This is a genomic window from Methylobacterium gossipiicola (assembly GCF_900113485.1).
Classification (GTDB): domain Bacteria; phylum Pseudomonadota; class Alphaproteobacteria; order Rhizobiales; family Beijerinckiaceae; genus Methylobacterium; species Methylobacterium gossipiicola.
Genome location: NZ_FOPM01000006.1, coordinates 1 through 11,789 on the forward strand (window position 1 = coordinate 1; position 11,789 = coordinate 11,789).

The following is an 11,789-nucleotide window of genomic DNA, read 5'->3' on the forward strand; positions in this document are numbered from 1 at the left end:
TGTCGAAGACGACAAGCCTCCTAAGAAGACGTTCAAAGCCTATCCGATCGGCTTTTTCACGTCGATATGGCCGAGGTGCAGACAGCAGAAGGCAAGCTTTATCTCTATGTCGGCATCGACCGTACCTCGAAGTTCGTCTTCGTGGAGCTTGTCGAGAAGGCCAATACGGCGACGGCCCGCGCCTTCCTGGACGCGCTGGTGGCCGCCGTTCCCTACAAGGTCGAGATCGTCTTGACCGACAACGGCATCCAATTCGCTGATCTACCGAAGAACAGGTCAGGTCCAACCGCCATGTGGCGTGGGCATCCGTTCGATCGAGCTTGTCAGGCCCACGGCATCGAACACCGGCTGACAAAGCCAAAGCATCCCTGGACCAACGGCCAGGTTGAGCGCATGAACTGGACCATCGAGGAGGCGACGGTCAAACGGTTTCATTATGATGACCATGCACAACTTCGAACTCATCTCGAAAGCTTTGTTGCCGCCTACAACTTCGGCCGCCGCCTCAAAACCCTCAGGGGGCTCACGCCGTACGAGTTCATCTGCAAAACGTGGACGTCGGAACCGAATCGCTTCATCGTCGATCCAATCCATCAAATGCCGGGACTGAACAGCTAGAGCACGAAACGCTTGTTGGTGATGCCCAGGGCGCGCAGCCGCCGATTGATGCGCTTGGTCAGGGCCGCGCTGTAATGCCCATGGGCATTCGGTTTCACATCCTTGAAAAGTTGGCCATTCGCTCCGACCTCGCGACGCCGTCGCTGAAACAAGTCGAGCAAGCCCATCCGAACCAGCATCGGGTGGATCGGGATCAAGCGTCGACCGGCCTCGGTCTTCACCCGCCGCAGGTCCTCAGTGACAGGCTTGCGAGTGACCTCGACGTCAGGCTCCTCCTCATAGTCATCATCCTGGCACAGGACATTGAGGTGGGGCCGGCCGTTGAACTGCTCGCGCAGGTCCTCGACCTTGAGTTGGGCAAGCTCCCCCGGCCTGGCTCCGCTGAAGAGCATGATGACCGGCACCCAGTAGGTTGCCGTGATGACCGGCTGCCGCGCCGTCTCCGCGAACAACAGGTCGATGTGGTGCGGCTTCAGTGGGAGCCGCTTGGCCTTGGCGCTCGATTCCTCCTTCTGGGTCGAGCGAATGCCGTCGAGCGGGTTCGCCCCCAGTAGCTTTTCCTTGACCAGGAATGCGAAGAGGCGGTTGACGGGTCCGAGGTACTTCAGGTCGATGGTGGGCTTCTTGATGGTCCCGTAGGGAAACCGCCGCTCACGGTTCGCCTTGATGGCCTCCTGCAAGTCGGACGTCTTGAAGCGCAGCACGAACCGGTCGGGCAGCTGGTCCAGCAGATCCCGGTATCGTCGCACCTCGTCCCGGGATACGTCGCGGATCGGCTTGTCGCCCACCACGGACATGAAGTTCGCCAGGCGGCGGGGAACGTCCTCCTGATGCTTCTGGCCGCCTCGCATGCAGACCTCGACGGCCTCGAACTTCGCGATGGCCTCCGACAACAGCATGCCCGACCACTTCTCCGCTTCGGCGCGGGCGATGCCGTCGCGCAATTCCGCAGCGACTATCTCGCGGACCGCCTGGGCATCGACCGCAGGCGCCGCCGGCGGGAAGTGGCTGGCGAGCAACGCACGCAGCTGCTCGAAGGGGAAGGCCGCCTCCGGGGCGATGACGCCTTCACGAAGCGCAGAGAGTGCGGAGAGCGCAGTATCGAGTTCCTGAGCCCCATGGTTCGTATCCTTGAGGCGGCCGAGGCTCATCCTCGCGACGGCCTCAAGGATGGCGATAGCAATCCTGTTCTCCTCGCCCTTCGGCCCTTCGGCGCGGAGCATGCGTAACGCGTCATCGGCGCCGATGAACGAGATGGGGTCGCCGACAGGATACGTGGTCTCATCGTCTCGGTCGGCGATACCGTTCCTTCGGCCGACAGATTGGTCGCCGTCGCCGGTCCTTCGAAGAACGCCAGCCGCCTCCTGAAGCAGTTGGCCATTCACCTCGAAGGTCGCTGGAGTGCCGGCATTGGATTGGAGGGCCTTCTCCAGCAGAGCCAGGGCGATGTCGCGGTCCGGGCGCATGGGGCGCTCGGACCGGAGGACGGCATAGACCTCCTCGACCCTGACCAACACGTCCAGCGCCCTCCGCCGCGCCTCGCGGACGCTGCTGGTGCGCAACGACCGACGCACCTCGGCGATGCCGAGCACGTCCACGAGGTCTACGGGAACGGCCTTACGAAACCAGAAACGGTCGCCACGTGTGACGACGTACATGGGCACCCCGGATCGAAGCCGGAACCGAAGTCCGAGCTGTGACGGCCAGGGATTGCCCGAAGGCAAAAAGATCAATGATTTCAATGACTTAGTCTGGCGGAGACGGAGGGAGACATCGCCGTTCCGCGGATAAGCCATTGAATCCAGTTCGATTTCGAACCGGTCCCATCGACGTGCTGTGCCAGGCCCTGGTGACACCGTCCTCGTATTCCAGCCCAGGGAAAGCACGTCAACACCCATCATAAAGGCGTGATGTGGATCGCCGCGCTTCGGTCCAGGGTACGGGCTTTGGGCGGTGTTGTTACCCCGAGCGATGACGCGAAGGTGACCTGGGTCGGAGGGCGTCAGCAGGTCCCAGTATACCGAGACCGCCGCCGCCCTCGCGTTGCGCGGGGCGATCTTTCACAGACCTCCACCATCTTACGAGCGCGGCGTCGCCAGGACCGGGGGAATGGGCCTGTACGGCTTTAGGATCGTACCCGCCGTAGGGTGTCTGACGCCCCCCGGCCGCATCGGCACGCCTTCAGGCCTGGGTCCCCGGACCCGCGGGCGTCGGACCCGGGACGTCCCAGACCGCCCTCGCAAGGCTGGACAGTTGCGATTGCCGCGCCTCGACCTCGACGGGGGTCCACGAACCGAAGCTTTCGAGTTCCGAGACGGCCGCGTTGATGCGGGTGTTGACCCCGACCTTGGGTTTTTCGGTGATGGCCCGTGTCAGGAGGAGTTGGGACTGCGTGTAAACGGGTAGCTTCTGCGAGAAAGGCCTGTTTCCGAGCGCCGCGTTGATCCCTTGCTCGACGAGCACGAGGTTCCCCAGCCGTTGCGTCATCGTCCCGCTGCCGTCGCCGAACTCGGCCACGCATTCGGGGCCTGCGGTCACGGGGTGGATGTGCTCGATCTCGTAGGCCGAACTCTCGGCGTACTTCCCGAGCCATCGCGTCCCCTCGGTCTCACCGTAGGCATTCAACTCGACGGCTTGGGTCAGCTTGGCGAGCACGTATCGCAGCCGGTACGCCTGCAAGTCCTTGGCGCCCAGTCGCCCGAACGCCTCCGAGAAGCGGGTCGCAAGCGCGGCACGGGCCGGCTTGAAGCGCCGTTCGACCAGCGCTTCCAGGTCTTCGGCCGTGTGGACGGATGTGACCTCCGCCGCCCAGCGCGCGAAGTCGCGCTCGAAGTCCCTCGTCGGTTCACGGGTCAGAACGTACGTGAAGAACAGATTCTCGATTTCCCGCGCGAGTCGGTCGAAGAGGTCGGACGGAAGGTGGCGTGCTGCGAGCAACAGGATGAGGTGCTGGCGCGCCGCGCTTCCGCCGAGGATGCGCATGGATTGCAGCGCCGGCCGCGCCTGCCCGTCCTCGCCCTGTCCGGCGAGGAAACGCGTGTATGCCTTCGCCGCCGCGACGAGTTCCCGGGCGAAGGGAACGGCCTCCGTCCCGAACCCAACCTTGGCCTCGTTTTTCTTCAGCCAGTCGTAGATGTCGTCCTCGCGCAGCTGCTCGACCGCGTAGCGGCTGAAGATGAAATAGCGGAGGAAGCGGAGCGGCTTCTCGCCCGAGCGCCGCAGTTCCGCCTGGAGGTCGTCCCACACGGCCTTGAGCTTGCCGAACTCGACCTGCTTGGTGCGGACGAACAACAGGTTCTTCAGCAGGTCCATCGAGTCGAGGCTCACGCCCCGGTCGTTGACGGTCTCGAAGATCTTCAGCGCCTTGGTCACGCCGTCCGTCTTGATGCGGATCAGCTTCACCCGGTTGATCAGGTAGGCGTAGAAGGCCCTGACGCGCCCCGCGTCGTCCCCGAACTCCCGCGCCAAGAACTGCGACGCGGTTGCATGGGCGCCGACGATGTTCTCGGCCGAGTTCGTGCCGAGCTTTCCGGCGACCTGCTTCCTTCCGACGAGGTCGGCAAGGACGCCTTGCGCGTCCTCGTACTGGAGGTCGAGGCGATAGCGATGGGATGACTTGCCCCAGTCGTCCATGCTCTGCGACGATAGCTGCCCGTGGACCGGCGTCTCGACGGTGTCGCCCAGTGCCTCAAGGCGGTCGCGGATCGCGCACAGCACCACGAACAGCGTCGTCATGCGCTGCTGCCCGTCGATGAGGTCGAGGACGCCGTGCCCGTTCGGGCATACCACGATGCTGCCGATGAAATACTCCGGCGGAGGGCCTTCCTGCGGCTGGGCCGGCATCTCGCCGAGGATGTCCGTGAGCAGTTGCTCGACCTGGGCCGTCTTCCAGACATACTCGCGCTGGTAGTTCGGGACCGAGTAGAAGGATTGGAAAACCCCTCCCACGGTGATGTCCTGGCTCTCGATGGTCTGTGTCGTGGTCATGCCGTTCCGTTTCCCCCTTTGCCCAGGCGAAGCCCGCGGCTGGTGGAGGCTATCCGACCATATTGGGTCGACCAAGGGTGAGGGTCCGGTCCATCGGCACACAACTATCCGTTGCCGGTCGCCTGACGGACCCCGTCCGCGTAATGGCGGCGCAAGCCAACCATCCGGCGGCGGCGACGCCAACCTTTATGGGTATCATCGCCAAAAGGTTTCACCCCGTGCCGGAGCGGCGCGGAACCATTACATCGATCTCGGGCGGACTGCGTTCTTCGTCAGATCCGCTTTCGATTGGGTCAGGTTTGGAGGGATGCGATGCCTCGTAAGCTCACCGGCACGGACGGAGTGACCGTGACCATTCCCGACGGCGGACGTGGCCTCCAAGGTTCCGATGGTCATATGGTGGCCATCAGGGCGGGCGCGCGCGGTGTACAGGGTAACGATGGACGTATGGTCGAGATACCGGCCGGTGAACGGGCGGTCCAAGGAAACGATGGCCGTATGGTCGCCGTCGCGGCCGGTGCACGGGCGGTGCAGGGGACTGACGGCCGTATGGTCGAGATACCAGCCGGCGCGAGGGCGGTCCAAGGCAACGATGGCCGTATGGTCGCCATCAAGTCCGGTGCACGGGCGGTCCAGGGTATCGACGGGCGAATGGTAGCGATACCTGCCGGCAAGCGGGCGGTACAGGATGCAAGGGGACGGATGCGTGCCAAGCCCTGAGCGTGCCATCCTCCCAGAATCCTTGCGTCAGGCACGCTGCATCTGCCAGAGTAGCGCCCGCTCCGCCCGCGGTTTCAGTACGCCCTCCTCGTAGCCCCGTTCGAATGTTGACCGGGGGTAGGAGGCGGCGAACGTCGTCGAGGCACCGAAGAAGCCGAATGCCTGGAGGATGAAAAAGATGCCCAGGCCGAGGAGCGGCAGCGTCAGGACGCCGATCACGAGGAACTTGATGCCCTGGAGCCGGAGGTAGTCGGCGTACCCGTCGTAGTACCACGCCTCCGTCGCGGACCTGATCGCGTAGGCATAGGCGCGCTCCTCCTTGCCCGAGAACCAGACCTCAAGCTGCTCGCCACGGTCCATGGCCTCGTTAATGATCAGCGAGGCCTCGGCCTCGATCAGCGCGCCCTTGAGGAAGCGGGTCTTCCCCGCATCGGTCCGGAGGCGGACCCCGGTCCAGATCTCTCGCCCGGACGGATTGGTCCGAACGTCGCCCGGGGCGACCGAACCGATACCGAGGAAGTGGCATTTGATGACTTCGTTCATGGCGGTGCCTTCAATCGTCGAGGAGGTACGTGAACAGGAGGGTCGCGTGCGGGCTGCCGTCGGAGTAGCCGACGACCTCGCAGCCGCGCCGGACGGGGCCGGCGCCGCGGAGCCTCAGGGTGTAGGCGTGATCCGAGTAGGTGCCCGTCACGGGGTAGGGGGCGGGCGGGCAGCCGGCCTTGAAGGCGTAGGCCGTTCCGCCGACGGGCCGATTGGGGCCCAGGCGTCCACGGAACAGGACCGCGCCGGGAGGGACGACGTCCCGGATGGACGCCTTGGGCTCGTGGTAGACGATCAGGCCGGTCTCCGGGTCGGCGAACACCATGCTGCCGTTGTGCATCCAGGGCCGCCCGGCGGGCGGGTCCTTGGATGACGCCCGACCTGCGAGGGTCTGGGCTACGGTCGGTGAGGGCTTCGTCCCTTCGTCCTGCTCGGACTTCGGCAGGGCCCTATGGAGCCCCTGCCTGAGGACCGGGATGCCGGAAGCGCAGTTCGGGTTCCCTACCTCCAGCTTGCCTTTGCCATTCCCGAGGTCGTTCTCCGCTTCGATGGCATAGACGTCGCCGAGGGGCGGGGCGTTGCCGCTCCACCCGCCCTGGGCGAGCATGGCGGTGCCCGAGCCTGTCACGGCCGAGGTCTCGTTAGCCCCTGGGCCGCGCACCTCGCAGCGGACATCGACCCGCCACAGGGCGCGCCCATTCGAGACCATGCCATCGTAGGTAAAGGTCGCGACCGTGCGGTAGGTGCGGCCCGCGCGCGTCTGCGTGGCCTCGGCCGACCATCGGTCGGTGATCGGCCCGGCTCGCGCCGGTAAAGAAAGGCTGACACCCGCGACGAGGATCAGCAAAATGATTCGGGGTATTTTCATTCGTACACGTCTCGAACAGTCGGAAACCGAAGACCGCCGCCCCGGGGCAAGAGCGGCGTCAGGGGGGCTTACCGGAGCAGCTGGAGGATGCCCTGCTGGGCGGTGTTCGCGAGCGAGAGCGCCGAGACCGCGAGCGAGTTGCGGGTCGACAGCGCCTGGGAATTAGCCGCCTGCGCCTGGGTGATGGTGGACTGCAGCGACTTGACGAGGTCTGCAATCTTCGAGGCGCCGGTGTTGGCGGCCTGGATGGTCTGGATGCCGTTGGAGATGCCGTCGAGCAGGCCAGACAGGGCCGAAGACCGGTCCGAAAGGCTCTGCGCGGTGAAGAAGTTCACCGGGTTGTCGAGCGCCGAGTTGACCTTCTTGCCGGTCGAGAGGCGGTTCTGGTTGGTCGCCGCCAGAGCGGCGGTGTCCTGTAGCGAGAGCAGGTTCTGCCGCGTGGCTGCCGAAAGCGTAATGGCTGAAGACATTGCTGTATCCTTCTGCATTCGACGGAGGGCGTCGTAGCAAGCAGAAGGATCGGTCGCGAAGGTTTATGACCAAGAAATATTCTGGCTATGCTTCATCTTATCTTGTCGACTGGCGTCCTGTTTATGTATACCAGCGTCCTATGCTCGGAATTAGGGTCAGATTCACGTGTTTTTTGACGAGGGCAATTGACTTGATCGCAGAAATAGAATTACAGTTTCTGTAGTTGCGTTGCTGATCGTATGTCTATGAACTCTGATGTTATCGACCCGCAGATATCGCTTCTGGACGACGACAAACTTCGTCGGGAAGCATGGATCGAGACCGTCAGGCCGATCTGGACGTCGACGCCGGACCGGTCGATGTCGGCCCCCTGGGAGGCGAGCTTTCGCGGGTGGAGGGTCGGAGGCGTCCATCTCTACAGGACGCACTCGTCGCCCCAGACCGTGGAGCGGACGAAATCCCAGGTCGGTGCCCTCGCCGTCGACCACGTCTACCTGCAGCAGCACCGCAACGGGCGCTCGGGCGTCGACACGCCCTCCGGCGAACGACTGATCTCTCACGGGGACATCGCCTTGGTCGACATGGCCCAACCGGTTCTCGGCTGGTCGACGACCAAGGTGGACTCGATTGGCCTCTGCATCCCGCGGCGGGCCTTCGACGCGCGGGTGGGCGAGATCGGCGACCTGCATCGAAGCGTCCTGAGCCGGTCGGGGTCCGCGCTGACGCGGCTGCTGTCCGACCACATGGCGACCATGGCGGACTGCCTCGACGCGTCCGACGAGACGCAGCGCGGCCTGCTTTCGGTCGCGACGGCGGCCCTGTGCAACGCCGCCCTGACGCCCGTCTCCGACAGCGGCCACAACCGCCCGGCCGTCGTCGCCATCGAGATCCGGCAGTTCATCGAGGCGAACCTCGGCCGCTTCGATCTCGGCGTGGAGATGCTCTGCGCCCGGTTCGGGCTTTCCCGAACACCGCTGTTCGCCATCTTCGAGGAGGACAGAGGGGTGCTCACCTACGTGCGCACCCGGCGGCTGGCCATGGCGATGCGGATGCTGTCGGGCGTCGACGCCGGCGGGCCGGACCGGGTCTCCGGCGTGGCTTACGCGTGCGGGTACGAGAACCAGAAATCCTTCAGCAAGGCCTTCCGGGCGCGGTACGGGGTCAACCCGCGCGACGTCGACCGGAACTTCGCCGTCGGCTCCCGTTGGGAGACCGGGGCGACGCTCCTGTCCTGGATGAAGGAACTCTGAGATGGGGCCGGTGAGCCTGCCCGGGCGGTACGCCGATGCGACCGGCGTCGAACGGGATTGCACGTTGCGTTGCACCTCGCTGGACGACCTGGAGATCCTCGTCGATGTCGCCCCCGTCCCTCTCTCGCGGGTGGTCTGCCGCATCCCCGGCCTCGGTGTCCTCGCCGGTCGCGCCGCCTTCGTCACGGAGCGATCCTTCGGTCTGGGCCTGGAAGCCGGCATGGATCAACGGCGGAGGCTGGCAGCACGCATCGGATGGCACCACGCCCAGGCGCTAAGCGGTCCCGACCGTCGCGGGACTGCGCGCGTCGTTCCCTCCCATCCGGGCGTCGTCGTCCGGTGGGGGGACGTCGAGGAGGCCGGTACGCTTCGCGACGTCTCCACGGGCGGCGCCGCGGTCGATGTCGCATCGCGTCCCCCGGTCGGTTTCCCGGTGACCCTCGGCGTTCGGCGCGCGACCGTGGTTCGGCACACCGAGACCGGCATCGGCGTGCGCTTCGCATTGCCGCTCAATCCCGAGAACGTCACGGAATCCGTGGTGCTCTGACGAACCCCCGCACAGCCCGTTCGGTCGTCGGCGTTTGCCGGGCACGGCATCCGTCCCCTCTCGGGTTCGGATGCCCGGCGAGGTTTCGCGCCGCGTAACTTGGTACATCGGGTCTGTGGCGTGATGCCGGGCCTCCCGACAGCGTCTCCCGACCGCTCGTCGGCCCAGCGCATGAAAGCTCTAGCGACACGGCCGACATCGGTCGGCACCGGACCGCCGTTGCCGCCCTGGGGAAATCGCGACGCGATCCCGCCGGCCAAGCCGACGCCGATATGATCCGGGAAACGGGAAACGGGAAATCGAATTTCCCGTTTCCCGTTTCCCGCGGAAGGCGTTCGTTAAGCGGCATGCCCCCAGCATCGCGCCCCGGAGGGACGCGGATGCCGACCCAGGACCAAGTTTGGAACGCCGCCGACATTGTCATGGCGCGCGACGAGGAACCCGTCAGGGTCGCCACCGTTCTCGCCGAGCTGCGAAGGCCGACCCCCCCGGGCGAGCCCCCGCCCGTGGGTGGCACGGAGCGCACGGTGGCTCCGCACTTGAAGACATGGAAGGTCGCCCGCGACTACGCCCCCCGGCCACGGGTCGAGCGCCTTCCCGAGCGGCTCCAGGACGACCACGCGAAGTTCGTGAGGGCGGTCTGGGCCGCGGCGACGGAGGAGGCCGATGCGCGCATGGAGGACGAGCGTCGGACGCTGGCTGCCGAGACCCGCGCCAACGACGCCCTGCGGGTGGAGGCGATGGTCGAGACGGACGCCGCCCGGGCGGAGGCGGCCGGCCTGAGGGCCGAGGCCGAGACGTTGCGGGCCGAGGCCGAGACGTTGCGGGCCGAGAACGCGACCCTGCGCGATCAGGTCGGGCAGCTACGCGGGCGGCTCGATCACGTGCGGTCGGAGGATTACTGGGAAAAGGTGATGGGGGAGGCATACGAGATCCTGCCCCCGGAGGGGACGATGTCGGCCGGATGGATCCTGGAGCGCCTCTCGCGGGGGACCATGCGCATGGGGCGGTTCGTGAAGGAGCCGATGGACGAGGCGACGCTGCGCAAGAAGATCGAGGTTCGCGCCAAAGCCGCGCGATACTTCGAGCTGCGGGGCAAGGACGCCTACGCCCGACTGCCCGGCTGGGATGGCCCGCTCGGGCGCAAGGTCTTCAAGGACGACAGGAAGCTATCGGAGCGGAATGCCCCAGATGTCGGTGAGCCCCCATAGGGCCCAGGCCCGACGTTGATCGCGGGCGGCATCGGCGTCGATGCGATCGGTGGCGTGACGGGCACGGGCGGTCGCGGCGCCGTATCGGGTTAGCATCGGGTCGAGGCGGTTCAACCCTCGCCGGAGGACGAGCCCGCGGGCCGGGGTGATCGCGCGGAGCCGTCCCATCGCAGGGCCCGGACCGCGTCCGTCACGTCCGATACCGCCACCGTCAGGTCCGAAAGGGTCTCCACCAAATCGTCGAAACCCGACCCGTCCTGCTCCGGCGGTCCGAGGGCCGCCAGGATCGCATGGAGCAGGCGTTCCTGCGTCTCCAGGCGCCGCACGATGTCCGCGTCGTCCATCCGTCATCTCCTCAAGTTGCAGGTTGCCCAGGCGCGCCCTCACCACCGCGGCGAGGATGCGTTCGCCCTCGAAGCGCCGCGACGCCGCACCGAGGACACGCGTCGCGAGATGCGCTGTACCGGTCGCATCCATGATGACTGGACCGACGCGGCCCCGGCGCAGGTCGAGCCCACGGACCCGAAGGGCGGCCATGAAGGCCGGACCGTCCGAGGTTTCGCGCCATGCCGAAAGTGTCGCGCGCCGCAGGTCGTCGAGCGCGACGTCCGTCCGTTCTTCGGTCGCGCGCTCGCAGGGCGTGAGCCTGGCGACGGGGCGCACGGACTCCGTGCAACCGGATGCGACGAGCCAGTTTGCGACGTCCGGCCGGCCGTCCTGCCTCAGGCGTCTGGCGATGGAACGGGCGTGCTTCGAGGGTACGGCCTCCATACCGTGCTCGAACTCGACGATCCGCCCGCACTTCTCACGGCGCACGTAGTCCCAGGCCAAATCGACCACCGCGCCGGAGGGACGGACGACGCCGTAGACGCGATGCTCGTGGAGGCGGCCCCCCTTGCGATGCTCCACCCCGCAATAGGGTTGTCCGGCCATTCCGAACTCGCTTTCGAACAGGGTCCAGAACCGCTCCCGTACCGCGGCGTCGTCCGCGATCCCCGGGTCCGGGCTGCAGAAGACGTGGTAGATCGGGCGGTCGGTCCGCCCGCCGGCGGATTGCGCCACGAGCTCGCGCACCTGATCGTGCAACGTCGTACTGCCCAGGCCACGCGCCGGGATCACCGTCACCTCGTTCTCTGATTTGAGCAGGTGGGCGGGGAGGGCATCCCCTCGGCCCGACCCGCGCGTCGCCCCGGAGATCATGGGGCGGGTCGGCGTACGACCAGCGGGATCAGGAGCGACCTAGCCTCGTGCAGGCCCGACTTCGCCGACGCCTCGTCGCGGACGGACAGGGCGGTGCTGACCTGGGCGAGATGCCGTATGGCGGCGGCGATGGCGGCATGGTCTTCCTCGGGCCTGCGGATCGGCCGCCCGCTCCGCGCGTCGTCCGGCGACTGCATCGCGACACGGTCCAGCAGCAGGCGCCGTACCCACGCCCCGGCGGTCAGACCGTCGCGATGGGCGAACGTTGTCACCGCCTCGCTGAGCTCGCCGGTCATCCGGGTCACGAAGCGAACATGGAGGCCGCGACGTGGCGCCGCCGGTCGGGCGGACGATGCAGGGGGGAGGGTACGGGC

The 11,789-nt window shown here is 66.3% G+C and carries 9 protein-coding genes and 2 pseudogenes; 4 read left to right on the forward strand and 7 right to left on the reverse strand.

Annotated elements, in window-relative coordinates; all coding sequences use genetic code 11:
* Positions 1-618 (forward strand): annotated as a pseudogene (locus tag BM249_RS06495) (DDE-type integrase/transposase/recombinase); the annotation flags it as partial.
* Here BM249_RS06495 and BM249_RS06500 read toward each other — a convergent pair.
* The 5 genes and pseudogenes from BM249_RS06500 to BM249_RS06520 form a co-directional block, all read right to left on the reverse strand.
* Positions 615-2,276, reverse strand: a complete 1,662-nt coding sequence (locus BM249_RS06500) for a DUF6538 domain-containing protein (protein WP_091970140.1) — start codon at positions 2,274-2,276, stop codon at positions 615-617. The pseudogene BM249_RS06495 and the gene BM249_RS06500 overlap by 4 nt on opposite strands.
* A gap of 523 nt (positions 2,277-2,799) precedes the next feature.
* Positions 2,800-4,605 carry a DUF262 domain-containing protein gene (locus BM249_RS06505; protein WP_091970142.1) on the reverse strand — a complete coding sequence of 602 codons (1,806 nt, stop codon included), beginning with the start codon at positions 4,603-4,605 and terminating at the stop codon, positions 2,800-2,802.
* A 747-nt stretch (positions 4,606-5,352) separates the two neighbouring features.
* On the reverse strand, positions 5,353-5,868 hold the full coding sequence (locus BM249_RS06510) for a hypothetical protein (RefSeq protein ID WP_091970144.1): 516 nt from the start codon (positions 5,866-5,868) through the stop codon (positions 5,353-5,355).
* Between the two features lie 10 nt (positions 5,869-5,878).
* Positions 5,879-6,736, reverse strand: a complete 858-nt coding sequence (locus BM249_RS06515) for a hypothetical protein (protein ID WP_143103696.1) — start codon at positions 6,734-6,736, stop codon at positions 5,879-5,881.
* Between the two features lie 83 nt (positions 6,737-6,819).
* Positions 6,820-7,206: pseudogene (locus BM249_RS06520) on the reverse strand (flagellin N-terminal helical domain-containing protein); the annotation flags it as partial.
* A 360-nt stretch (positions 7,207-7,566) separates the two neighbouring features.
* On the opposite strand from BM249_RS06520, the gene BM249_RS06525 reads away from it, so the two are divergent.
* The 3 genes from BM249_RS06525 to BM249_RS06535 all read left to right on the forward strand — a co-directional run bounded on the left by BM249_RS06525 (position 7,567) and on the right by BM249_RS06535 (position 10,215).
* Complete coding sequence (locus BM249_RS06525; RefSeq protein WP_177232341.1) at positions 7,567-8,457, forward strand: AraC family transcriptional regulator; 891 nt, start codon at positions 7,567-7,569, stop codon at positions 8,455-8,457.
* A 64-nt stretch (positions 8,458-8,521) separates the two neighbouring features.
* Entirely contained in the window at positions 8,522-9,004 is a 483-nt protein-coding gene (locus BM249_RS06530; RefSeq protein ID WP_177232342.1) for a PilZ domain-containing protein, read from the forward strand.
* A gap of 380 nt (positions 9,005-9,384) precedes the next feature.
* Positions 9,385-10,215 carry a DNA-binding protein gene (locus BM249_RS06535; protein WP_177232343.1) on the forward strand — a complete coding sequence of 277 codons (831 nt, stop codon included), beginning with the start codon at positions 9,385-9,387 and terminating at the stop codon, positions 10,213-10,215.
* Here BM249_RS06535 and BM249_RS06540 read toward each other — a convergent pair.
* Both BM249_RS06540 and BM249_RS06545 read right to left on the reverse strand, forming a co-directional pair.
* Complete coding sequence (locus BM249_RS06540) at positions 10,174-11,415, reverse strand: relaxase/mobilization nuclease domain-containing protein (protein WP_091970151.1); 1,242 nt, start codon at positions 11,413-11,415, stop codon at positions 10,174-10,176. The genes BM249_RS06535 and BM249_RS06540 overlap by 42 nt on opposite strands.
* Positions 11,412-11,720, reverse strand: coding sequence for a hypothetical protein (locus BM249_RS06545; RefSeq protein WP_143103697.1), 309 nt, complete (start codon positions 11,718-11,720; stop codon positions 11,412-11,414). The genes BM249_RS06540 and BM249_RS06545 overlap by 4 nt, the downstream gene beginning before the upstream one ends.
* Between the last annotated feature and the right edge of the window lie 69 nt (positions 11,721-11,789).